We start from the raw sequence: 21,455 nt of genomic DNA on the forward strand, positions 1-21,455 counted from the left end.
CGTGGTGAGCGGTGAAGTGGCCTTGCTTGTGAACGAGGTCGGGCAGGTCAGGCCCGGGCGCGGCGGATGTCGATGTTGCCGTAGCGGGTACGGGCCTTGATCTCGACGGAGTCCTCGGACTCGTCCGGGCTCTCGGACGCGGTGAGCGCGTTGCGCACCTGGCCGGCGCCCGAGCTGACGTCGAGCCAGGCGGAGGTGCCCTTGCGGACGCCGACCTCGATGGCGCCGTAGGAGGTCTCCAACTGGACGGTGCCGCGGGCGACGTCGCCGACGCGCAGGGTGCCGTGGGCGGTGGTGGCGGCGACCGATCCCTCGGCGCGCTCGACGATGATGTCGCCGTTGGCGCCGCTCACGCGAAGATCGCCGAGAGCGTCGCCGACGATCGTGGTGCCGTGCGAGTTCTTCAGGACGGCCAGACCGTCGACGGTGCCGACGCGCAGGCTGCCGGAGCTGGTGGTGATCTCGGCGTGGCCCTCGACACGGTCCACGGTGATGTTGCCGTGGGACGCGGTCAGGTGCAGCGGCCCGGTGGTGTCGAGGTGGACGTCGCCCGACGAGGTCTTCACGCGGACCTCGCCGAACCGGCCCTCGCCGTACACCTGGGCCCAGGCGCCGGTCGTCTCCATCTGCGAGCCCGTGGGCAGTTCGACCGTCACGTCGACGGTGCCGGTGCGCCCGACGAAGTAGCGCTGCTTGGGCGTCCTGATGGTCAACAGGCCGCTCGAGTACGTGACCTCGGTCTGCTCGGCCGCCCGCACGTCCTGGTCCTTCTTCGGGTCGCGGGGCCGCACCTCGACGAGGGTGTCCAGCCGGTCGGCGGCGACGAATCGGATGGATCCGGCTTCAACATGGGCCGTGGCCGAGATCGCTGCAGGGGTGTCGAAAGAAGGCATGACTGTCCCGTCCTCTTGGTCTTCGTGGCGTCCCTGCTGGTGGGACGTGGTGTGGGTGAAGTGAGGCGGGGCGGGGCGCAGCTAGCGCACCCAGCCCGTGAAGCTCTGTCCGACGGTGCGGGTGGTGCGGGACTTCTCCGTCGTGCGCGCCGGGGCGCCGCCGTCGACCGCGGCCGACACGGCTCGTACCAGCCATGCGTTGACCGACAGACCCTCGCGGCTCGCGGCCTCCTCGGCGCGCGCCTTGAGGTGGGCCGGCAGCCGCAGATTGACGCGGGCGGTGCCGCCGTCGTCGCCGTCGGCCGGGGCCGGCGCCTGGAGCGGCTCGGCGGGGCCGCTCCTGTCCTCGTAGGCCTCGTCGCCCGCCGGCCGTGTCACCACGAAGTCGGGGTCGAGCCCGCGCAGCCGTACGTCGACCGAGCCCGGGGCGAGTTCACGGGTGATCTCGTCCATCGCGGCGGACAGCACATTGAGCATCGTCAGACGGGTCGCCGACTCCAGGGGCGCGGTGAGCCGCTCGGCCAGCTCGCGGGCTTCTTCGCCGCCGGCTTCGGCGGCCACCGCGAGTTCGCGGCGGAGGGTGTCGACATACGGCGTGAGGTCCATGACGCCATAGTGGCATCACTATGGCGCCACGTGCAACCCCGAGAGGGGGTGTGGTGGTGCAGGTGGCCGACCGGGCGGCTCTGACCTGCGAAAACGTGCTGGCATTGAAGTGCGTCAGTGCGGTGCCACGCGAACTTATGGCCGCTCTGACGCCTCTGGTGGCGCCGTGTGGTGCCATGAGTGGTGCCAGCGATGTCAACGGCCCCGCGGGCCGGCAGCCCTAGCGGCCCTCGAACTCCGGTGTCCGGCGTTCCACGAAGCTCCGTACGCCCTCGTGCGCGTCCCGTGTCGTCATGTTGAGTTCCTGGGCCGTCGCCTCAGCCGCGAACGCGGAGGCGCGGTCGGCGTCCAGGGATGCGTTCACCAGCTGCTTCGTCAGGGCGATCGCGCGGGTCGGGCCCGTCGCGAGGCGGGCGGACCACGCGCGGGCCGTCTTCTCCAGCTCGTCCGGGGCGACCACCCGGTTCACGAGGCCGAGTCGGGCCGCGTCCTGCGCGGAGAGGGCGTCGCCGAAGAACATCAGTTCCTTCGTGCGCTGCGGGCCGACCAGCCGGGGCAGCAGGTACGCCCCGCCGCCGTCCGGTACGAGACCTCGGCGGACGAACACCTCGATGAAGCGCGCCTCCTCCGCCGCCAGGACCAGGTCGCAGGCGAAGGCCAGATGCGCGCCGATGCCCGCCGCGGTGCCGTTGACCGCTGCGATCACCGGCTTCTCGCAGTCCAGTACGGCACCGATCAGGCGCTGAGCGCCGAGCCGGATGGTACGGGCGATGTCGCCGGCGACGTGTTCGCGGGGCGGCGCGCCCCGCAGATCGGCGCCCGCGCAGAATCCCCTGCCGGTCGCGGTGATGACGACCGCCCGGACCGCAGGGTCCGAGGAGGCCTCGGCGAGCAGCGCGATGATCCGCTCCCGCTGGTCCCAGGTGACCGCGTTCATCGCCTCCGGGCGGTTGAGGGTGATCCAGGAGACGCCCTCGGCCACGGCGGACAGGACGTCGTCGCCGCTCACCGGCACACCGCCAGCGCGTCCAGCGCCACCGCGCCCTGCCCGCGGGGCAGCACCATCAACGGGTTGACGTCCAGCTCCGACAGCTGGTCGCCCAGTTCCAGAGCCATCCGCTGGACCCGCAGGACCACCTCCACGAGCGCGTCCACGTCCACCGGCGGGCCGCCCCGCACGCCCTCCAGCAGGGCGTGGCCGCGCAGTTCGGTGAGCATGGCCCTGGCCTGGTCCTCGCCGAAGGGCGGCACGCGAACGGCGGTGTCATGCAGTACCTCCACCAGGACGCCGCCCAGCCCCACCGTCACGGTCGGGCCGAACAGCTCGTCCTGGGTGACGCCGACGACCATCTCGACGCCCCGCTCCACCATCTGGCAGACCAGGACGCCGTCGAGGTCGACGCCCTCGTAGCGGGCGATGTCCGTGAGCTCGCGGTACGCGTCCCGCACCTGGCTGGCGGAGGTGAGGCCGATCTTCACCAGGCCCAGCTCCGTCTTGTGCGCGAGCTGCGGCGCTGAGGCCTTCATGACGACGGGGTAGCCCACCAGGGCCGCCGCCCGTACCGCCGCGGCCGCGCTGGTCACCAACTGCTCGCGCGGCACCCGGATCCCGTACGCGCGCAGCAGGCTCTTCGCCGCGTGCTCGCTCAGCTGCCCCGGCCGCAGCAGCGCCTGCGCCTTGCGGAAGGACGGGGAGCAGGTGCGCGGGGCCTCGTCGAAGGGGGAGCGGTAGTGGGCCGTGAACCGGTGGTGGGACAGGTGGGCGCGCACGGCCGTGACACAGTTGCCGAAGGTGCGGAAGGTGGCCACGCGCGAGGAGCCGAGCAGTGTGTCGCGGTACGCGGCCTCGGTGCCGACCGGCGACCCCCACACCACGCACACCAGCTTGTCGGTGGCCTCGGCGGCGTCCACCAGGTCCTGGGCGAGCCGGTCGCTCATCGGCGGGAACGGGCCGGTGATGGGGCAGATCAGCACGCCGACGTCCGGATCGGCGAGTATCGAGTCGATGATCCTGCGGCCGCGCCAGTCGCCGACCGGGTGGCCACCGTTGTCGATCGGGTTCGAGACGTTGAGGTATGACGGTATCCACTGGTGCAGTTCCGCCTGCCGGGCGTCGCTCAGCCGCGGAAGGCGCAGCCCCGCCGCTGTGGCCAGGTCCGCGAAGTGTGCGCCGGTGCCGCCGGAGATGGAGTAGACGGCGACGCCGTCGGACACCGGCCTGCGGGCGCGCGCCAGCAGCGCGGCGGTGTCCTGGAGTTCGTCGAGGCCGTCGACGCGGATCACGCCGTACTGCCGCATCGCCGCGTCCACCACCGTGTCCGCGCCGGTGAGCTTGCCCGTGTGCGAGGCGGCCGTCCGTGCTCCGGTGTCGGTGCGGCCGACCTTGACGGCGACGACCGGCACCCCGCGCCGGGCCGCCCGGTCCGCGGCCAGCAGGAACGAACGCCCGTCCTTGAGGCCCTCCACGTAACACGCGATGGCGCCGACCTCCGGGCGTTCGGCGAAGTACGAGATGAAGTCGGCGGTCTCCAGGTCGGCCTCGTTGCCGGTGGGCGCCCAGTGGGAGAGCCGTATGCCCAGTTCCTGAAGGGTGAAGACGGGCCGCCCCTGGTGGCCGGACTGGGTGATGAGCGCGATCGCCGGGCCCTCGAGGTCGTCGCGGAACTCCTCGAAGGCGTTGAGGTTGGTGTTGGGCCCGAGGAGCCGGATGCCGGAGCGCTCCACGGCGGCGGCGAGCCGCGCCTGGGCGGCGGCGCCCTCCTGCCCGGTCTCCGCGTATCCGGAGGCGAAGGCCACGGCGAACTTCGCCTTGACCTCGGCGAGTTCCTCGATCACCGGCAGCGGATCGCTGATCAGCAGTACGGCGAGGTCGACCGTTTCCGGCAGCGCGCGCACCGAGGGGAAGCAGTCGATGCCGAACACGGACGTACGGGTGGGATGCACGGGGTGCAGGCGGGCGCCGACCCGCGCGGCCCAGTCGACGAGTTGACGGGTGATGCCCGTGTTGGGCCTGCCCTCGGCGTCCGACGCCCCGACGACGGCCACGGAGGAGGGGCGGAAGAACCGGTCGAGGTCCGGCACCGGTGCGTACAGGGGGCGGCCGCTGACGTCGAGGTCACCGGCGGACGCGGCCGGCCGGGCGGCCTCGTGCACGGCGTTTCTGGGTCCGTCGCCACAGGCGACGACACGCGCGCGCAAGCCGGAGGTGAGGGTGCCGTGAGTTGATCCGAGCATCGCTGGTCTCCGCTCCCGCTCGATGGCCGGGGCGCGCCGGAGTCGCCTCGGCCAGTTAACTGACGCTCTGTCAGGTTAGCGAACTGACTACGCGTCAGGAACCGTTGTGCCCACAAAGACCGCCACCCACGCCGCTCCTCACGGAAACGCCGCCGCGGCCGCGCAGAGCAGCAGGCTCTGCGTCGGCCGCGGGCCACGGTCCACACCCCGTCCGTCAGAAGTGCACGCGACGGTTCTCCGACGTCACCCGGTAGCGGATGTTCCACAGGCTCCGCCGCACGTACGTGCGCTGCAGCCAGCGGTCCTGGCCGTCGTAGCGGGCCGTGAACGACGACCTCGCGTGCACACCCTTGCGGTTGTTGATCAGCAGTGCCTGGCCCGGCCGCAGCAGCACCTTGTGCGCGACCGAGCGGCAGACGCCCTGCAACTGGTCCAGCGCGGCCTGTGCCCCGCCGGTCAGCGCCCGGACCCCGTTCGCGGAGATCGCGATCTCCGGGCATTCCGAGCTGCCGCTGATCAGCGGGACCGGGTCGGAGAGCACCTCCGCGTCGCCGGCCATGTTCCTGGTGTAGCTGCCGGGCGCGTTCAGCCGGAACAGCGGGCTGTGGAGCGTCTCCAGCACCTGCGGGTCGAGCGCCGCGGAGATGTCGCGGGCGTCCGCGTAGTGCGTCGCGGCGATGCCCTCGTGGTCGGAGCGCAGGCAGCTGAGCACCAGGAAGTCGGGGTTGGCGACGTCATAGCGGCCGATCACGTCGTGCATGATGTCGCTGTGGAAGTTCAGGAAGACTTCCGAGCCCTGGTTGGTCTGGGTCTTCGAGCCGCCTTCGACCGGGATGACGTCGTGGACGAGCTGCCCCGCCTTCTCGGTCAGTACACCGAGCGGTTCGCCGAGCAGGCCGCTCAGCCCCAGCAGCACCCCCTCCGCGACGAAGCTCGCCTTGTCGCGGCTCGGGCCGCCGTCGGACGGCGTGGCCGGCAGGCCCGCGTCCACCGGCAGGTTGTCGACGAGCGTCACACCGGGGGTGTCGATGTGCCGGCCGAAGTCCAGGACCTGCTGGAGCAGCGGCGTCGGCAGGGACGCGAAGATCTGGTGGTAGCGGGCCATGGCCCAGTCGATGTCCGTGTTGGGGTCGGGCATCGCGGCGAGTTCGGCGCCGATGGCGTCCCGGACCTCGTCGGGCAGCGTGACGGTGCCCAGGGTCGGGGGACGCTCCGATGCCGGTGTGCCGGAACCGGCGCCGAGCGGTCGGTCAACGGTGGCGGTCATGGCGGATCACACTCCTTGGAGCTCGGATACGGGGAACGGCGCGGTCGGGTCGTTCAGTTGGTCGTGCAGACGCTGGGCGAGATGCAGGGCGTCGTCCTCACCGGCCGCGAGGTGGGTGGCGACCTTGCTGCCGCGTACGGCGGTCACCGGCACACCCGCGAAGTCGCCGGGCACCAGTCCCTGCCGGCGCTGGAACTCCGCCAGGTCGACGAAGCCGCCGACGACGGCCACCAGCGGGCCCGAGGTGAGCCGGATCGTGTCGATGTTGGCGCCGTGGAAGGCCTGGAACGCGCGGTCCGCGAGTTCGTCCGTGTCGTAACGCAGTGCCACGGACCGCTGGTTGAGCACCACCGCGGCGACGGACGAGCCCGCCGTGCCGATGACGGAGCCCACCGGGAACGGTGCGCGGTTGAGCCGGCAGGCGATCTCGACCCGGTGCTTCTGCGCGAGCCGTACGGCCCTGCGGTGCAGCACCTTCGCCCCGTACAGCGACATCAGCGCCGCCGTGTTGTACGAGACCTCCTTCAGCAGGCGTGTGCCGCTGACCAGGTGCGGGTCGGTGCTGTAGATGCCGTCCACGTCTGAGTGGATCTCGCACCGTGAGGCGCCGACCGCCGCGGCCACGGCCACGGCCGACAGGTCGGAGGAGTTCTTGCCGAGCCAGGTGGGACGGCCCAGTTCGTCGGCGGCCTGGCCGCCCGGCACCACGACCACGTCGTTGTCCCGCAGGGCGGCACGCAGCGGAGCGGGGTCGGTGCGCTCCAACCGCGCCCACATGAACGACGAGTTGGTGACGAGTCCCAGCTGGTGGCCGGCCAGCACCGTGGAGCGCAGCCCGCGCCGGTGCACGGCCGTGGCCAGCAGCTGGGCGCCGATGGTGTCGGCGAGGGTGAGCAGACCCGCGACGGTCTCGTCCTCGGGGTGGGGGTTGACCTGGCTGAGCCGCTCCCGGAACTGCTCGGTCTCGCCCGGCTGGCCGCTGACCACGACGACGAGCTTCGTGCCGTCGTCGTGGAAGCGGCGCTCCAGCGCCTCGGCGAGGTCGCCGTAGGCGGCCAGCGTGCGGAAGCTGGATCCGCCGAACTTCAGGACGGCGGGTGCGGTCACAGCGTGCCCCGCTCGACGAGCTCCTCGGCGATCTGGATGGCGTTGAGAGCGGCGCCGATACGAAGGTTGTCGGCGACGAGCCACAGCCAGAAGGCACGCGGGTTGTTCTGGGTGATACGGACCCGGCCGACGTGCACATGGTCGGGGTCGCCGACCGTGGTCGGCGTCGGGAACGCGGTGCGGACCTCCTGGTCGTGGACGGTCACCTCGGGCAGGCCGGCGAGCACGCCGACCAGCTCGGTGCGGTCGACCGGCTCCTGGCACTCGACGTAGACGGACTCGGAGTGGCAGTTGGCGACCGGGACTCGGACACAGGTGGTGGTGACGTCCAGGTGCGGCATGCCGAGGATCTTGCGGGACTCGACGAGCATCTTCTGCTCCTCCAGCGTGAAGCCGGAGTCGAGGAAGCGGTCGATCTTCGGGATGACGTTGAACGCCAGGTTCGGGGTGAACTCCTGAGGTTCGAAGTCGGTGTCCGGCCCCTGCAGCGAGGCGCGGCTGGCTTCCTGGAGCTCCTCGACCCCGGAGTATCCGAGGCCGGAGGCCGCCTGGTAGGTGGAGACCACGGCGTGCCGGATGCCCCAGCGCGTCTCGACGCACTGCAGCAGCCGCACCAGCGGGATCGTGGAGCAGTTGGGGTTGGCGATGACACCGCTCCTGGGGCGCCGGTCCAGCTCGTGCGCGTTGACCTGCGGCACGACGAGCGGGGTGTCCGGGTCCATCCGGAAGGCGATCGTGTTGTCGATGACGAGGGCCCCCGCGGCGGTGGCGACCGGCACCCACTTCTCGCTGACGGACGTGCCGGCGGAGAAGAAGGCGACGTCCACGCTCGAGAAGTCGAACTCCTCGACGGCCTGCACCGTGTACTCGCGGTCCTCGACGGTGAGCACCCTGCCCGCCGACCTCGAGGAGGCCACCAGCTCCATGGACCGGTAGCGCAGGCCCCGTTCCTCGATCAGCTCGATCAGCGTCGAGCCGACGGCGCCGGTGGCTCCGACGATGGCGATGCGCGGGGCGGATGCGTCGGTGACACGTGTCATCGGGAGTCTCCGATCGTGATCTTCTCGCCCTCGGCGCGCGCGTCGGCGGTCTCGGGGCGAGGAGTGGTTGCGGGTGCGGTGGAATTCGCGGGTCCGGTGGGGACGGACGCGGGCGCGGGGGAGGCGGCGGGCGGCTCCGCGGCGGGACGGCGGCCGAACGTCCAGCCCAGGTTGATGCCGAGGCTCGCGCCGATGATCAGCGGGATGCCGAGTGCCTGGAGCAGGCTGACGCTGTGCCCGTAGACGGCCCAGTCGCACAGCATGGCCACGGCCGGGTAGACGAAGGCCAGTACCGCGATCTTGGCAGTGGGCAGCTTCTGGTACGCCGAGTACATCAGGACGTACATCAGGCAGGTGTGGATCAGGCCGAGTCCGACCAGCCAGCCCCAGTCCGCGCCCAGGCCGCTCATGTCGGCGAAGGTGGCGAAGGGAAGCAGCAGCGGGATGCCCAGCACCACCTGGATCAGCGCGACGAGGTGCGGCTTCACACCGGTGACGCGCTTGGTGATGACGGTGGACAGCGCGTAGAAGAGCGCCGCGAGCAGCGCGAAGCCCAGGCCGGTCAGGTAGGTCTTGTCGCCGCCGCCCTGGAAGTCGGAGACGGAGACGCCGGCGACCAGGATCAGACCGACGAACGCGACGCCCAGCCAGGCGAACTTGGTGCGCGTGAGCTTGTCACGGAAGAGCAGGGCGCCGAGCAGCACCACGTAGAACGGCTGCGTGTGGTAGACGACGGTCGCCACGGAGATCGACGTCGACTCGTACGACTCGAAGAGGAACGCCCAGTTGAAGACGATGAAGACGCCGCCGAGCGCGGCCAGGCCGACCTTCTTCGGGGTCAGGTTGTGGTTCTTGAACAGGCCGCGCACCAGGCAGTAGAGACCCAGCGCGACGGCGCCGAACACACAGCGGAAGAAGACGACGTTGAACGGGGACGCGCCGGACTCCACCACGAAGATGCCGAGGGTGCCGGAGAGCACCATGGCTGCGGTGAGCTCGATCGCTCCCTTCGTCTCCGTGCTTGCGGGGCGGGTTTCTGTACTCATGAGAGTCCCTCCAGGGATGGGGTGGGGGGCGCCGCGGTGGGGCCCCGGCCGTTCACTGCAGGGGGACGGGGTAGTACAGCCCGCCCCTGGTCCACAGTTCGTTCAGGCCGCGCGGCACGCCGAGGCCGGAAGCGGCCCCGAGGTTGCGCTCGTAGATGTCGGCGTACGTGCCGACCGCGGCCAGGACCCGGGCCGCCCAGCCCTCGTCGAGGCCCACGGCGGGCCCGTGCGGGCCGGCCAGGGACGCGGCCTGCGCCAGCGCTTCCTCGCGCCGCCCTTCGCCCGCCTCGTCGACGTGGTGCTCGGCCGCCGTCAGCAGCTGCAGCACCCAGCGGCACAGCCGGTACCAGTCGGCGTCGTCGTCGCGCACGGCGGCGGCCATCGGCTCGCGGGAGATCGCCGTGTCGAGGATGCGGTGCGCCTGCGGGTCCGGGAGAGCGGCACGCTCACCGGCGAGGGCCACCCGGTCCAGCACATAGGCCGCGCACTCGCCGGAGGCGTAGCCGGCCAGGGTGTCCGCCGGTGTCGGAAAGGCGACCGGTTCCACGGCGAGGCCGCGGCGCCCGTACCAGGCGGCCAGGTTCGCGGCGCTTGTGGTGCCGTCCTGCACGGCGACGCGCCGCCCGGCCAGCTGAGCCGGATCGTCGATGCCGCTGTCGGTGCGGACGAGGAACCCCTCCCCGTCGTAGCAGGTGACCCCCGCGAACAGGACCGGCCACTGCGCCTCCCGGCGCACTGTCCAGGTCAGGTTGCAGACCGTCAGCTCCGCGTCGCCCGCCGACAGCGCCTCCAGCCGGTCGGCCGGCGCGGACGGCAGCCATTGCACCGCCTCGGCGTCGCCGAGCGCGGCGGCCGCGACGGCGCGCGCCACGTCGGTGTCCAGCCCCGTCCAGCCGTCCGGGCCCTGGAGGGACAGGCCGCGGATGCCGCGGCTCACGGCGGCACGCAGCACACCCCGTCGGCGCACCGCTTCCAGGGTCCTGCCCGCCGAGGTGCCAGGCGCGGCTTCGTTCACGGCGGGGGCAATGGTGACAGCGCTCATGACAGGCTCCGGAACGGGGTTCGGGTCAACTGCTCACGGTCGAAACGGCGCTCGTTGTAGCCGAGCATGTCGATCAGGCCCTGCGCGGTGAGCGCCGAACGCTCACCCCCGGTGTGCGCGGGGATCGACATCGCCCCCGGGTCGGACCAGCGCAGCAGCCCGCGCGGGTCGACGTACGCACGGGACTTGTTGGCGTTGTCGCGGTGCAGGCAGAACGGGACGTCGAGATGGCCCCGGGCGAAGGCCCGTACCAGGGCCTGGCCGACCGTGCCGCCCAGCTCCAGGGTGCTGTCGACGAGGTGCAGCGCCTCCTCGTACAGGCCGGTCCGCGTGGGCAGTTCAGGGGCGCCGGAAGCCCGCTCGTCGGCGGCGATCGCCGCGGCGAACTCCAGCGCGTCGACGTTCTCGGCGACCGTCGGGATCCGGTGTGCCTCCGCCGGCGTCTTCACGATCAGCCGCTCCGCGCCGCTGCGCACCGCGAGTCGCGCGCTGTCCTCCAGGATCCGGAAGGAACCGACGGGCGTACGGGGATAGACGCCCATGTACGTGTAGAGGACGACGTGCCAGTCGGTGGCGGCCAGCCGCTCGCCGGCGAGCCTGCGCAGCGCGGCGATCGCCTCCAGGTCCTGACCGGGGTGTGTCTGCTGCGCGTAGCTCAGCGAGATGCTGGTGAGGCCGTGCTCCTGGAAGAACAGCCCCTCCAGGATGCTGAGCGCCACCAGCAGGCTCGGCGGGCACAGCTGGCCCAGCATGCAGCCGCCGAAGCTCTCCAGATGCATCTGCTCGTCCTGAGCGGCGAGCAGGTCGCAGCAGCGGGACCAGGCATCCACGGCCTCGGACAGCGGGGCCCTGCTGTAGGGAAGGCAGTAGGAGACCGGACCGCCCTCGGTGGCGTCGATGCCCGTCTCCACCATCGCCTCGAACAGCGGGTAGGGCAGGGCGGAACCGTGCCGTACCTGGATGGGGAAGTCGTCGCCCGCGAGGCCGGACAGCATCTCCCGGGTGGCGTCGGCGCCATGGGCCACCAGCGGGAAGCCGTTCAGCTCGGCTCCGGTGCGCAGGGCGGAGCGGGCGGAATCGTGGTCGTTGACTCGGGTGTAGCTGTCCAGGGTGATCGTGCCGACGGCCGTGGCCCGGGCCGCACGGACCCCGCGCAGCCCCTCGCGCATGACGGGTATCTCGGCGAACCCCATACGCGGCTGCACGACAAGCCGGCCGGCTTCCTTCGCCCCGTGGACGAACGACGAGAAACGGCTGCGGCGCGGCGACCGCACAGCGGTGGCCGTGGAATCCGCGGCCGCGGACGCCACATTGCCGGACATGGAATGCGAAACGGTGGCGAGGGCGCTGCTCATGCGGCGGCCTGCGCCATCTCGAGGGCGCCCCGGCGTGACGGGCCCAGTCCACGGAGGAATTCGTTGAAATTCTCCAGGCCGCCTTCGGATTCGAATACGGCGTCGAAACCACCGGCCGAAAGCGCCTCGATGAACTGCACGTTCTCGGCGCCACGCACCCCGAGCTTGCCGCCGATGACGACCCGCAGGTCCGCGAGATCCGGCTCACTGCGTATCTTGCCTATCAGCCGCAGACCGTCCAGGTGGCCGTGACCGTTGACGGTGCTCAGCACCAGAACGTCCGGCCGTAGTTTCCGGCACTCCTCGATGATGACCTGATCGGGCACGCAGGCGCCGAGATTCGAGACCTCGCCGCCGTGCTCCTCGAGCAGCAACTGAAGAAAGACCAGGTTCCACATATGGGCGTCGGAAGATACGCTCGACACCAGGAATTTTTTCGCCGGGCGCACAATATTGGGCATTCTGAGCTCCGCAACGTGAAGGGAATGACGAAAGATATGATTCCGGTGTCTTGACAATCCCGTCCAGCTGTCTCCGAGCGGACTCTTCGATACCGGAAATCGCGAAGTCCGATCAGGGGGCACGGTCGGGCCGGGGCCGGGTGCCCGGCCGCCGGCCGGGTCCGTCAGTAGTCGCCGGACATGAACTCGACCGTGCGGTCGATGAACAGCCGCATCTCACGCGACAGATGCCGGCCCCGCCGCCACGCCAGCTGCGTGAACACCTCGAACGGCGGCTCCCAGGCGAGCACCGTGAGCGACCCGGCCTCGATGTCGTCGGCGACCGTCATCGTGGGCAGCAGCGCCACCCCGAGGCCCGCCGTCAGACCGCGCTTGATGGACTCGATGTTGCCGAACTCGAGGAACGGCACCGGCTCGCCCGTCCCGTCGTTCAGCTCCGCCTCGAACAGCTCCCGGTACGCGCAGCCGGCCTCGGGAGCCAGCACCTGTACCTCGCGCAGCTGCTCGAGCGTCACCTTCTCCTCGGCGGCCAGCGGGTGTTCGGGAGCCGCCACCACGACCAGCGGTTCGGCGCCCAGCACCTCGCTCTCCACACCGGAGTGCTGCGTCTCCGCCTCCATCAGGAAGCCCATGTCGAACGTGCCCTGGCGCAGCGAGTGCAGCGTCTCCGCGCACAGGCTGGGCCGCAGCACCAACTGCAGCTGTGGATAGCGGTGGTGGAAGAACTCCAGCACCGGAGGCATCCGGTAGGAGGTGATGCTCTCCATGGTGCCGATGGTCAGCAGTCCGGCGGGGCCGCCCGCGCCGGAGGCCGCCCCGCGGGCCTCGCCGGCGAGCGTGAGCATCTGCTCCGCGTACGGCAGCAGCCGCCGGCCGGCCTGGGTGAGCTGGATCTTGCCGGACAGCCGCTCGAAGAGTTCGGCGCCCAGGGAGGTCTCGAGGCTCTTGATCTGCGCCGTCACGCTGGACTGGGCGTAGTTGAGCTCCGTCGCGGCGCGCGTGAAGCTGAGCAGCGTGGCGACTTTGTGGAAGGTCGTCAGTTGTCGGATGTCCACTGGGCCTCCAGGTGAGGAGATTCGGCGATGAGCGGTGTGTGCGGCTCGGGGATTCAGCGCTGCCAGCCCCAGTCGTCCTCGCCCTCGGCCGGAGTGGTGGTCGGGGCTCCCCCGGCGACCGCCGGAGCGGCGCTCGAGGAGGCGTTGACAAAGGCGTGCTGTCCGGGTCCGGCGACGGCCGCGGCGGGCACGGCGAGGACCGTGCCGAGCGCGAGGGCGGCGATCGCGGCGGTACGGACGGGACGCTTCGAAGGCATGACTGTTCCTCGGGTCGGTGACATGCGGGATGGTTTGCGGCGGTTCGCCCTTGGGGCGCTGCCCCGCCGGTGATCACCAGCTTCCCCTCCGTGACGGCCCGGGAGAAGGGAATCGGGGTGGCCCGAATGGGCCCTGACCCAACATGTCCACCGCCCGCCCCGGCTCCATCTGATCGGTGTGGCACGGGTGTTGTGACCTGGAATCCTCTTGTTCACCAGCCTGTGGCTATCTAGGGTCTCGATGTTTGAGATCGAGCTGGTCGAGGACCACTTGAGTGACTCATTCCGAGTCGGTCGGGCAGTGGTACCGGCCGGCTGGAACATGCGGCAGAAGGGGGACGCATGCTCGAGACACTCGGGCTGGATCGCACGACGGAGTCCGTCTACCGGGCGATGCTGAGGTATCCGCAGGACGACCCGGGGGAGCTGGGGGCGAGACTCGACCTGGCGGAGGACGGGGTGAGGTCGGCGCAGAAGGTGCTCGCCGCCCTCAACCTGGTGAACATGTCCTACGAACATCCCGACCGGCTGCGGGCGGTGTCACCGGACCTCGGACTCGAGGCCCTGCTCGCCCGTCAGTCCGCGGAACTCGCCGCTCACCAGCAGCGGATCGAGGAATCCCGCGCCGCGGCGGCCCGGCTGATCTCCGAGTACGCCGGCCTGCAGCCGGGGACGCCGGACTCCGGCGTCGAGCAGGTGGTCGGCATCGACGCGATACGCGAGCGGCTGGCGCAGCTGCAGCGCGACATACGGCAGGAGGTGATGTCCTTCTCCCCGGACGGCGCGCAGACCGCGGAGAACCTGAGGGCGGCCAGACCGCTGAACCAGCAGCTGCTTCAGCGTGGTGTGCGGATGCGCACGATCTACCTCGACAGTGTGCGCAACAGCCCGCCGACGGTGGCGCACGCCGACTGGCTCACCGAGATGGGCGGCCAGGTCCGTACCGTTCCGCTGCTGCCGACGCGCATGCTGATCGCGGACCGTTCGCTCGCGATCCTGCCCATCGACTGCGAGGACACCAGCGCGGGGGCCGTGATTCTCACGGGCCAGGGCACGCTCAACGCGCTGTGCGCCCTGTTCGACACCACATGGGAGGCGGCGCAGCCGCTGGGCACCGCGCGCCGGCGGGACGCGAACGGCCTGACCGGGCAGGAGTCCACCGCGCTGCGGCTGCTCGCCCAGGGGCACACCGACGAGGCGATAGCCAAGCGGCTCGGGGTGTCCCACCGCACCGCGCGCCGCATCGCCACCGAACTGATGGAACGTCTCGGAGCGCGCAGCCGCTTCGAGGCAGGGGTCAGGGCGGTCCAGCACGGCTGGCTGTCGAAGGAGCCCTGACCGGGCGCCGGCAAGGTGCCGTGAAGTGAACCGCCTGCCTTGCGCCATTCGCCGACGATCGGCGCACGGCGGGCGGTCCGCTCCCGACGGCATCCGGCCCTCGGAATCTACGCCAGCTTCTTCGCGATCTTGCGGGCGTCGATCGCCATCTCGCGGAACATGCCGCTGATCGGGTTGGTGAACCCGGTGAAGTACAGCCCCGGCGCCTGCTGGGGCGTCCGCGCCCCGTGGACGACCGGCCGGCCGCGCTCGTCGAGTACGCCGAGGTGCCCGACCAGGCCCTCCAGCGCGCGCCGGTAGCCGGTCGCGGCGATCACGACGTCCACGGAGATCCGGCTGCCGTCCGCCAGTTGAACCTTGTCTCCCTCGAACGACTCGAGTGCGGCGACGGGCTCGACCCTGCCGCTGCGCACCGCGTCGATCAGGCCCACGTCCTGCACCGGTATCGCGCCCTCCTTGACGCGGGAGTACAGCCCCGTGTCGGGACGCGGCAGCCCGTGCTCGGTGAGGTCCGGCACGGCGATCCTGCTCATGGCCTCGCCCGCCTTGTCGACGAGCCGCACCGGAAGCCGGCGGACGACGATGCCGGTGCGCTGGGCGGGCCAGCCCGCTGTCGAGCGGCGCACGATGTGCGGGGCGGTACGCACGGCCAGGCGTACCCGCGCGGCCCCGCCTTCGACCAGGTCGACGGCGATCTCGGCGCCCGTGTTCCCCACGCCGACGACGAGCACGTCCTTGCCGGCGTAGGGCGCCGGGTTGCGGTAGTCGCCGGCGTGCAGCAGCTCGCCCGGGTACGCGTCGGCGCCCGGCCAGTCGGGCAGCCGCGGCGTGTGGTTGTGGCCGGTGGCCACGACGACCGCCCGGCCGGTCAGTTCACGGCCGCCGGTGGCGTGCAGCAGCCAGTCGCTCCCGGCCGGTTCGATACGGGACACCTCGACGCCGGTGACGATCTCCAGCTCGTGGAAGTCGGCGTACTTGTCCAGGTAGCGGATCACGTCGTCGCGCGAGACCCAGCGCCCGAACGAGCGCGGCATCGGCAGGCCGGGGAGCGCGGAGAGCCTGCGGGTGGTGTGCAGGTGCAGCCTGTCGTAGTGCCGGCGCCAGGACGCGCCGACCGTCTCGGACTTCTCGAGCACCACGGCCCGTACGCCCCGCTGCCGCAGCGCGGCCGCCGCCGCGAGACCGGCGGGACCGCCGCCGACGATGTAGACGGGTCTGTCGTTCGTGAGGTCGATGCGCCCGACCCTGTTCTTGGTGTCGGCCATGAACGCTGAGCGTAATCGAGCGATTGCCGGATGGGTCTCGGTCAAGGCGGAGTTCGATTGCGAATCGGTCACGGTCGGGCATTCCTTGCGCGAGTCTCCCTTCCCCGCTGGAACTGACGTACCGTCAGTTCGCTTGCTTCGCCTGGACCCGTGTGGAGAGGGGTGTCGGATGCGGACCGTCTGGCTCAGCGGTGCCGAGTGGCTCGCCGTCCTGCGTATCGGCCTCGGCCTGTGGTGGCTGGAGAGCTGGCGCCACAAGGACAGGAAGGCCTGGTTCGAGCGGGGTGCCGGCATCGCCTGGGCGGCCGGCATCGCGCGCGAGCACCGGTGGCCCGCAGTACGGGCCGGCTTCGAGAAGGTCGTCGCGCCTCGCCCCAAGGTCATGGCCTACATCGTCGTCCATGCCGAACTCGCCCTCGGCCTCGGCCTGATCACCGGCTTCCTCACGCCGGTGGCCCTCGTCGGCGGGCTGCTGCTCAACCTGCTCTATCTGATCCTCATGATCCACGACTGGGCGGAGCAGGGGCAGAACGCCATGATGGCCCTGATATCGCTGGTCGCCCTGTTCGCCATGTCCTGGCAGACATGGTCCCTCGACCGCATGACGGGGCTCTTCCTGTGACCGGCCCGGGCGTTGACGCTGCCGCCGGCCGCACGGCCGTGACCCCGGCGACTCCCGACATCGACGACTTCACCCGCCCCTACTGGGAGGCGGCCGCCGCCGGGGAACTCCTCGTCCGCCGCTGCGCCGCCTGCCGGCGCCCGCACCACTATCCGCGCGAGTTCTGCCCGCACTGCTGGAGCGAAGACGTCCACTGGGAACGGGCGAGCGGGCGGGCGACGCTCTACACCTGGTCCGTCGTCCACCGCAACGACCTGCCCCCCTTCGCCGGACGCGTCCCCTACACCGCGGCGCTCGTCGAGCTGGCGGAGGGCGTACGGATGATGAGCGAGGTGGTGGAGTGCGCGCCGGACCGGCTGGCCGTCGGCATGGAGCTCGAGGTCGCGTTCCGGGCGCAGGGCGACGGTGTCACGGTCCCCGTGTTCCGCCCCTCGCAGCCCGCTCAGGGCCAGAGCAGTTCGCGCTCCCAGGCGTCGCCGGGAGCCTCCCGGCGGTAGCGCAGCCGAAGGTGTCGGCGGCGCTCGTCGCCCTGGAAGAACTCCACCTCGCGCGGCGCGAGCACGTACCGCGTCCATGTCGCCACCGGCGCGTCAGGCTCCGCCTGCGCCTGCTCCCATGCGGCCTGCGAGGCCCGGGCCAACTCGGCTTCGGACGCCAGCACTTCGCTCTGCCGACCGGTCAGCGCCGCCGCCAGGGCACCCGTCGAGCGGGCGTGCAGATCGGCCAGGCTCTCCGCGGCGGAGGCGGAGGAGACGGGGCCCCTCAGCCGAACCTGGCGGCCCTGCGAGGCCCAGTAGAAGACCAGCGCCGCCTCCGGGTGCGCGGCCAGCTGGCGGCCCTTCGCGCTGGTGGCGTGGGAGGCGAAGTGCCAGCCGCGTGCGTCCGCGTCGTGGAGCATCAGCACCCGCGCGTCCGGGCGGCCCCGGCCGTCCACCGTCGCCAGCGTCATCGTGTGCGGCTCGGTCTGCCCGGCCGCCACGGCCTCCCCGAACCACCGGTGGAACAGTGGCAGCGGCTCGCCGGGCGCGGCGGCCGGATCGAAGGCGGGCAGGGAGACGTCCCAGACCCGCTGTGCGTGCAGCAGAGCGCGGAAGGCGGCCTGCGGTTCCTGCTCGTCGTGGTCCATGACCGCAATTCAACATCCCGTCGGAGGGGGTCTCGGCCCCGCCCCGGCGCCGGCTCGTGGGTTTCAGCCCCGCCCCAGCACCACCGTGCCCGACGAGCAGAACCATCCGCCCGTCCCCGACGCGACCGCCAGCTCCGGCAGCCTGCCGTCGGCCCGTCGCACCTGGTGTCCGCCCGCCTCGCCCCGCAGCTGACGCACGGCCTCCACCAGCAGGAAAAGTCCGCGCATCCCGGGATGGCAGGCGGACAGGCCGCCGCCGTCGGTGTTCACCGGCAGTCCGCCGTCCCGAAGCAGTCGGCCCTTCTCGACGAACGCACCGCCCTCGCCCTTGGCGCAGAACCCGAGATTCTCCAGAGTCACCAGCGTCATGTAGGTGAAGGCGTCGTAGATCTCCGCGATGTCGATCTCGTGCGGCCGGACCCCGGCCCGCTCGAAGGCGAGCCGGCCGCTCACCGCCGCCGGCGAGAGGGTGAAGTCGGCCCACTCCGACATGGTGGTGTGCGAGACGTGTTCGCCGGTGCCGAGGATCCACACCGGGGCCTTCGCCGTGTCCGGTACGCACTCCTCGGACGCCAGCAGTACCGCGCAGCCGCCGTCGCTGCGGATGCAGCAGTGCAGCTTGGTGAACGGGTCGGCGATCAACGGCCCGTCCAGCACGTCGTCGACGGTGATCGGGTCGCGGAACATGGCGTCCGGATTGGCGGCGGCGTTCGCCCGCGCCTGGACCGCCACCTCGGCGAGCTGCTCCAGGGTCGTGCCGTACTCGTGCATATGGCGGCGCGCGGCCATCGCGTACTTGGCGACGAGCGTGTGCCCGTAGGGAACTTCGAACTGGAGCGGGCCGCGGCTGCCGAAGGAGAGGTTGGAGGTGCGCCGGCCGGCCCGTATGTCGGCGCGGGCGGTCGACCCGTAGACCAGCAGTACCGCACGGGCGTGACCGGCCGCGATCGCGTCGGCCGCGTGGGCCGCCATGACCTCCCAGGTCGCCCCGCCGACGGCGGTGGAGTCCACCCAGGTGGGCCGCAGGCCCAGGTACTCGGCCACCTCGATCGGCGCGAGCGTGCCGAGACCGGCTGAACCGAAGCCGTCGACGACACTGCGGTCGAGGCCGCTGTCGGCGAGGGCCCGGCGGGCCGCCTGGGCGTGCAGGGCGTAGGAGGTGGGGCCGTCGACGCGGCCGCAGTCGGAGAGGGATATGCCGACGACGGCGACCTTGCGCGGTGTGGAGGGCATGGATCTGACGGTACATCAGGTTCGGTTGCGGCAGGAGGAGTCCGTCCCGCGTCTGTGCATCCGACGCGCCCGCATCTAATATGACGGCCCGTCAGTTCAGGGTCTGGGCCATCGGAAGGAGCCGCGGATGGACGCCGTCTTCACCGCCGACCAGGACAAGATCCGCCGCACCCTGCGCGACATCCTGTCCGAACACCGCGGACGGGACACGACCGCAGCCGCCCGCACACCCACCGGGTACGACACCGACCTGTGGGCGGCGCTCGCCGGGCAGCTCGGCCTGCCCGGTCTCGCGCTGCCCGCCCAGTACGGCGGGAAGGACCGCACCCTCACCGAACTGGCTCTCGCCTTCGAGGAGACGGGCCGCGTCCTGCTGCCGTCCCCACTGCTCTCCACGGCAGGCCTCGCCGCCCCCCTGATCACCGCGCTCGGTACCCCTGAGCAGCGCTCGGAACTCCTGCCGCGCATCGCGGACGCCTCTTTGACCTGCGCACTGGCCGTGCCGGGCAGCCTCCCGCAAGCACTTGCGCTGACCGGCGACAACACCGCCGGAGACTGGGCCGGGGGCGGCCGGGCGGGCGGCATCCAGGCGCGGCGCTCCGGTACCGGCTGGACCCTGTACGGCGAGGCCGGGCAGGTCCTCGACGGCCACAGTGCCCGGCTGCTGCTCGTCGCGGCACACACGGGTGGCTTCCCCCGCAGCCGCGCCCTGCTCTTCCTCATCGACGCCGACGCGGCCGGTCTGACCCGCACCCGGCTGACGACGCTCGACGAGACCCGCCCCCAGGCCGTGCTCCAGCTCCGGGACTGCCCCGCCCGGCTGCTGGGCGCCGACGACGACGGGGGCGGCGTCCTCACCGCCCTGGCCGCCGCCGGCACGGGAGCCGCCGCACTGCTCGCGGCGGAGGCGGCGGGCGCGGCCGGACACACGCTGGGGACAACGGTGGAGCACGTCCGGGCGCGCGAGCGGTCCGGCAGCCCGACCGACTCCGTCCGGGCCGTCGGACACCGGCTGGCCGACCTGTACGTGCACGTCCAGGCGGCCCGTTCCGCGGTGTACTACGCGGCAGTGGACCCCGGCGCGGGACCCCTCGCGCTCGCCCAGGGACTGGAGGCGCTGCGCTCGGTCGCCGGAGAGGCGGTCCAACTGCACGCCGGTACCGGATCCGCCGAGGAGGACGAGGCGCACCGGTACTTCAAACGGGCCGCTGCCGACGAGCTGCTCCTCGGCCCCGCACACCGGTTGCGCGCCGCCGCCGCCGAGCGGTCCGGACTCTTCGCACCGGCAGGGACGGCCGCCTGATGTCCGCCGCCCTCCGACTGGTCCAGAAGATCTCCGCCACCCGCGCCTTCGCGAAGGCCGCACCGCACGTCATCCCGGCGGTGGACCGTGCGGTCCACCGCCTGACCGGGGGAAAGGTGCTGCCCAGTGCGCGGATGCTGCCGGGGCTCGTCCTCACCGTCCGCGGCGCGAGGACGGGCCTGCCGAGGCGCACCCCACTGGCCTGCGTACCGGAGAAGGCGTCGGTGAAGGCCTCGCAGGAGGCGGGCACCTGGCTCCTCGTCGGCTCCAACTTCGGCCGTCCGGCGCACCCGGCATGGACGACGAACCTGCTCGCCCACCCCGACGCGGAGGTGAGCCTGCACGGCGAGACGATCCCCGTGCGGGCCACGCTCCTCACCGGTGAACTCCGTGCGACGGCCTGGGAATCGGCCCTGCGTTTCTGGCCGCCGTACGCGGCCTACCAGGCCCGCGTACCCCGTGAGATCCGCGTCTTCCGCCTCACCCGGCGCGAGGTCAGCGACGCCTGAACCGCATGTGCCGCCCGGGAGCGTCGTCCCGCGGCCCGTGGTCGTCCTGCGGCCCGTGGTCGTCTTGGTGCGGCCGACCGCCGTACTGGTCACCGCCGTACTGGTCACCGCCGTACTGGTCACCGCCGTACCGGTCACCGTACTGGCCGCCGTACTGCGGGGGCGGAGGGCCGTTCGGGTCCGGCCCGTACGGGCCCCAGTCGTCCGCCGGCACATGACCGGGCGGTTCCTCGTCGTACGGCTCCTCCCGCCTGCGCCGCAGCTCCCGGCGACCGGTCATCACCGCCGCGGCCAACAGCAGCAGCAACCCGCCGCCCAGCGCGACGGCCGTGCCGGGGCCGAGGCCGTTCCCGTCAGCGCCGACCGTGAGGCTGCCGGCGTCCTGGCCCTGGCGGACCATCCACAAGGCCGTGAACCCGAGCACGATCACACCGGACAGCGCCACCAGCAGCCTTGACCGCAGGACCACCCCGACCAGTGTCAGCAGTGCGGCGAACGCGAGGGGGAGCAGCATGGAGGTGATCAGTGCCCCGCTGTTCGGGGTGATGCCGTTGAAGAGGTCCTGCACACGGTAGTCGCGTCCAGGACGGCCGTCGTACCAGCCACGGAAGGGGCTCCATACGACGACCGCCGCTCCGATGAGAGCGAGGATCGAGCCGATGACATTGCGAATCATCCCGGCCTCCTTCTGCCGGC

22 protein-coding genes are annotated in these 21,455 nt (G+C 71.6%); 5 read left to right on the forward strand and 17 right to left on the reverse strand.

The window, feature by feature from the left end; genetic code table 11:
* Nucleotides 1–47: 47 nt before the first annotated feature.
* The 13 genes from ABZ070_RS05930 to ABZ070_RS05990 form a co-directional block, all read right to left on the reverse strand.
* Nucleotides 48–893 (reverse strand): DUF4097 family beta strand repeat-containing protein, encoded by an 846-nt coding sequence (locus ABZ070_RS05930; RefSeq protein WP_356630370.1) that lies wholly within the window; start codon nt 891–893, stop codon nt 48–50.
* An 81-nt stretch (nt 894–974) separates the two neighbouring features.
* A complete protein-coding gene (locus tag ABZ070_RS05935) occupies nt 975–1,499 on the reverse strand; it encodes a hypothetical protein (RefSeq protein WP_356630372.1) in 525 nt (174 codons plus the stop codon).
* 220 nt (nt 1,500–1,719) lie between these two features.
* Entirely contained in the window at nt 1,720–2,436 is a 717-nt protein-coding gene (locus tag ABZ070_RS05940; RefSeq protein ID WP_356630460.1) for an enoyl-CoA hydratase-related protein, read from the reverse strand.
* A gap of 68 nt (nt 2,437–2,504) precedes the next feature.
* Complete coding sequence (locus ABZ070_RS05945; protein WP_356630374.1) at nt 2,505–4,733, reverse strand: acetate--CoA ligase family protein; 2,229 nt, start codon at nt 4,731–4,733, stop codon at nt 2,505–2,507.
* A 214-nt stretch (nt 4,734–4,947) separates the two neighbouring features.
* Nucleotides 4,948–6,000 (reverse strand): TauD/TfdA family dioxygenase, encoded by a 1,053-nt coding sequence (locus tag ABZ070_RS05950; RefSeq protein WP_356630376.1) that lies wholly within the window; start codon nt 5,998–6,000, stop codon nt 4,948–4,950.
* A 6-nt stretch (nt 6,001–6,006) separates the two neighbouring features.
* A complete protein-coding gene (locus ABZ070_RS05955; protein WP_356630378.1) occupies nt 6,007–7,107 on the reverse strand; it encodes an aspartate kinase in 1,101 nt (366 codons plus the stop codon).
* Entirely contained in the window at nt 7,104–8,147 is a 1,044-nt protein-coding gene (locus ABZ070_RS05960; protein WP_356630380.1) for an aspartate-semialdehyde dehydrogenase, read from the reverse strand. The genes ABZ070_RS05955 and ABZ070_RS05960 overlap by 4 nt, the downstream gene beginning before the upstream one ends.
* Complete coding sequence (locus ABZ070_RS05965) at nt 8,144–9,193, reverse strand: DMT family transporter (protein ID WP_356630382.1); 1,050 nt, start codon at nt 9,191–9,193, stop codon at nt 8,144–8,146. The genes ABZ070_RS05960 and ABZ070_RS05965 overlap by 4 nt, the downstream gene beginning before the upstream one ends.
* Nucleotides 9,194–9,245: 52 nt before the next feature.
* The gene (locus ABZ070_RS05970) at nt 9,246–10,235 is read right to left on the reverse strand and encodes a transporter substrate-binding domain-containing protein (RefSeq protein ID WP_356630384.1); all 990 of its coding nucleotides are present in this window, start codon (nt 10,233–10,235) and stop codon (nt 9,246–9,248) included.
* The gene (locus tag ABZ070_RS05975; RefSeq protein WP_356630386.1) at nt 10,232–11,590 is read right to left on the reverse strand and encodes a methylaspartate mutase; all 1,359 of its coding nucleotides are present in this window, start codon (nt 11,588–11,590) and stop codon (nt 10,232–10,234) included. Before ABZ070_RS05975 ends, ABZ070_RS05970 begins: the two co-directional genes overlap by 4 nt.
* Complete coding sequence (locus tag ABZ070_RS05980) at nt 11,587–12,051, reverse strand: cobalamin-dependent protein (RefSeq protein ID WP_356630388.1); 465 nt, start codon at nt 12,049–12,051, stop codon at nt 11,587–11,589. The genes ABZ070_RS05975 and ABZ070_RS05980 overlap by 4 nt, the downstream gene beginning before the upstream one ends.
* A gap of 164 nt (nt 12,052–12,215) precedes the next feature.
* Nucleotides 12,216–13,106, reverse strand: a complete 891-nt coding sequence (locus tag ABZ070_RS05985) for a LysR family transcriptional regulator (RefSeq protein WP_356630390.1) — start codon at nt 13,104–13,106, stop codon at nt 12,216–12,218.
* Between the two features lie 53 nt (nt 13,107–13,159).
* A complete protein-coding gene (locus tag ABZ070_RS05990; protein WP_356630392.1) occupies nt 13,160–13,363 on the reverse strand; it encodes a hypothetical protein in 204 nt (67 codons plus the stop codon).
* A 342-nt stretch (nt 13,364–13,705) separates the two neighbouring features.
* Between ABZ070_RS05990 and ABZ070_RS05995 the strand changes: the two genes are divergently transcribed.
* Nucleotides 13,706–14,701 (forward strand): helix-turn-helix transcriptional regulator, encoded by a 996-nt coding sequence (locus ABZ070_RS05995; protein ID WP_356630394.1) that lies wholly within the window; start codon nt 13,706–13,708, stop codon nt 14,699–14,701.
* Between the two features lie 107 nt (nt 14,702–14,808).
* Here the strand turns inward: ABZ070_RS05995 and ABZ070_RS06000 are convergent, their stop codons facing one another.
* A complete protein-coding gene (locus tag ABZ070_RS06000; RefSeq protein ID WP_356630396.1) occupies nt 14,809–15,966 on the reverse strand; it encodes an NAD(P)/FAD-dependent oxidoreductase in 1,158 nt (385 codons plus the stop codon).
* A 169-nt stretch (nt 15,967–16,135) separates the two neighbouring features.
* Between ABZ070_RS06000 and ABZ070_RS06005 the strand changes: the two genes are divergently transcribed.
* Together ABZ070_RS06005 and ABZ070_RS06010 are read left to right on the forward strand one after the other, a co-directional pair.
* Nucleotides 16,136–16,588 (forward strand): DoxX family protein, encoded by a 453-nt coding sequence (locus tag ABZ070_RS06005; protein WP_356630398.1) that lies wholly within the window; start codon nt 16,136–16,138, stop codon nt 16,586–16,588.
* 38 nt (nt 16,589–16,626) lie between these two features.
* The gene (locus ABZ070_RS06010; RefSeq protein ID WP_356630462.1) at nt 16,627–17,085 is read left to right on the forward strand and encodes a Zn-ribbon domain-containing OB-fold protein; all 459 of its coding nucleotides are present in this window, start codon (nt 16,627–16,629) and stop codon (nt 17,083–17,085) included.
* Here ABZ070_RS06010 and ABZ070_RS06015 read toward each other — a convergent pair.
* On the reverse strand, nt 17,031–17,714 hold the full coding sequence (locus ABZ070_RS06015; RefSeq protein WP_356630400.1) for a pyridoxal 5'-phosphate synthase: 684 nt from the start codon (nt 17,712–17,714) through the stop codon (nt 17,031–17,033). The genes ABZ070_RS06010 and ABZ070_RS06015 overlap by 55 nt on opposite strands.
* A gap of 63 nt (nt 17,715–17,777) precedes the next feature.
* Nucleotides 17,778–18,947 (reverse strand): acetyl-CoA acetyltransferase, encoded by a 1,170-nt coding sequence (locus ABZ070_RS06020; RefSeq protein WP_356630402.1) that lies wholly within the window; start codon nt 18,945–18,947, stop codon nt 17,778–17,780.
* Nucleotides 18,948–19,074: 127 nt separating this feature from the next.
* Here ABZ070_RS06020 and ABZ070_RS06025 point away from each other — a divergent pair, with 127 nt between their 5' ends.
* A complete protein-coding gene (locus ABZ070_RS06025) occupies nt 19,075–20,250 on the forward strand; it encodes an acyl-CoA dehydrogenase family protein (protein ID WP_356630404.1) in 1,176 nt (391 codons plus the stop codon).
* Entirely contained in the window at nt 20,250–20,759 is a 510-nt protein-coding gene (locus tag ABZ070_RS06030) for a nitroreductase/quinone reductase family protein (RefSeq protein ID WP_356630406.1), read from the forward strand. Before ABZ070_RS06025 ends, ABZ070_RS06030 begins: the two co-directional genes overlap by 1 nt.
* Here the strand turns inward: ABZ070_RS06030 and ABZ070_RS06035 are convergent.
* Nucleotides 20,746–21,435, reverse strand: coding sequence for a hypothetical protein (locus ABZ070_RS06035; protein ID WP_356630408.1), 690 nt, complete (start codon nt 21,433–21,435; stop codon nt 20,746–20,748). The genes ABZ070_RS06030 and ABZ070_RS06035 overlap by 14 nt on opposite strands.
* Between the last annotated feature and the right edge of the window lie 20 nt (nt 21,436–21,455).

Origin of the sequence: Streptomyces sp. NPDC006283 (assembly GCF_040613325.1) — a bacterium.
GTDB lineage: Bacteria > Actinomycetota > Actinomycetes > Streptomycetales > Streptomycetaceae > Streptomyces.

What these genes read in the sequence shown, in the direction of transcription:
- ABZ070_RS05930 (WP_356630370.1), bottom strand. Translation starts at nt 893, where the DNA reads ATGCCTTCTTTCGACACCCCTGCAGCGATCTCGGCCACGGCCCATGTT.
- ABZ070_RS05935 (WP_356630372.1), bottom strand. Translation starts at nt 1,499, where the DNA reads ATGGACCTCACGCCGTATGTCGACACCCTCCGCCGCGAACTCGCGGTG.
- ABZ070_RS05940 (WP_356630460.1), bottom strand. Translation starts at nt 2,436, where the DNA reads ATGAACGCGGTCACCTGGGACCAGCGGGAGCGGATCATCGCGCTGCTC.
- ABZ070_RS05945 (WP_356630374.1), bottom strand. Translation starts at nt 4,733, where the DNA reads ATGCTCGGATCAACTCACGGCACCCTCACCTCCGGCTTGCGCGCGCGT.
- ABZ070_RS05950 (WP_356630376.1), bottom strand. Translation starts at nt 6,000, where the DNA reads ATGACCGCCACCGTTGACCGACCGCTCGGCGCCGGTTCCGGCACACCG.
- ABZ070_RS05960 (WP_356630380.1), bottom strand. Translation starts at nt 8,147, where the DNA reads ATGACACGTGTCACCGACGCATCCGCCCCGCGCATCGCCATCGTCGGA.
- ABZ070_RS05965 (WP_356630382.1), bottom strand. Translation starts at nt 9,193, where the DNA reads ATGAGTACAGAAACCCGCCCCGCAAGCACGGAGACGAAGGGAGCGATC.
- ABZ070_RS05970 (WP_356630384.1), bottom strand. Translation starts at nt 10,235, where the DNA reads ATGAGCGCTGTCACCATTGCCCCCGCCGTGAACGAAGCCGCGCCTGGC.
- ABZ070_RS05975 (WP_356630386.1), bottom strand. Translation starts at nt 11,590, where the DNA reads ATGAGCAGCGCCCTCGCCACCGTTTCGCATTCCATGTCCGGCAATGTG.
- ABZ070_RS05980 (WP_356630388.1), bottom strand. Translation starts at nt 12,051, where the DNA reads ATGCCCAATATTGTGCGCCCGGCGAAAAAATTCCTGGTGTCGAGCGTA.
- ABZ070_RS05990 (WP_356630392.1), bottom strand. Translation starts at nt 13,363, where the DNA reads ATGCCTTCGAAGCGTCCCGTCCGTACCGCCGCGATCGCCGCCCTCGCG.
- ABZ070_RS05995 (WP_356630394.1), top strand. Translation starts at nt 13,706, where the DNA reads ATGCTCGAGACACTCGGGCTGGATCGCACGACGGAGTCCGTCTACCGG.
- ABZ070_RS06000 (WP_356630396.1), bottom strand. Translation starts at nt 15,966, where the DNA reads ATGGCCGACACCAAGAACAGGGTCGGGCGCATCGACCTCACGAACGAC.
- ABZ070_RS06005 (WP_356630398.1), top strand. Translation starts at nt 16,136, where the DNA reads ATGCGGACCGTCTGGCTCAGCGGTGCCGAGTGGCTCGCCGTCCTGCGT.
- ABZ070_RS06015 (WP_356630400.1), bottom strand. Translation starts at nt 17,714, where the DNA reads ATGGACCACGACGAGCAGGAACCGCAGGCCGCCTTCCGCGCTCTGCTG.
- ABZ070_RS06020 (WP_356630402.1), bottom strand. Translation starts at nt 18,947, where the DNA reads ATGCCCTCCACACCGCGCAAGGTCGCCGTCGTCGGCATATCCCTCTCC.
- ABZ070_RS06025 (WP_356630404.1), top strand. Translation starts at nt 19,075, where the DNA reads ATGGACGCCGTCTTCACCGCCGACCAGGACAAGATCCGCCGCACCCTG.
- ABZ070_RS06030 (WP_356630406.1), top strand. Translation starts at nt 20,250, where the DNA reads ATGTCCGCCGCCCTCCGACTGGTCCAGAAGATCTCCGCCACCCGCGCC.
- ABZ070_RS06035 (WP_356630408.1), bottom strand. Translation starts at nt 21,435, where the DNA reads ATGATTCGCAATGTCATCGGCTCGATCCTCGCTCTCATCGGAGCGGCG.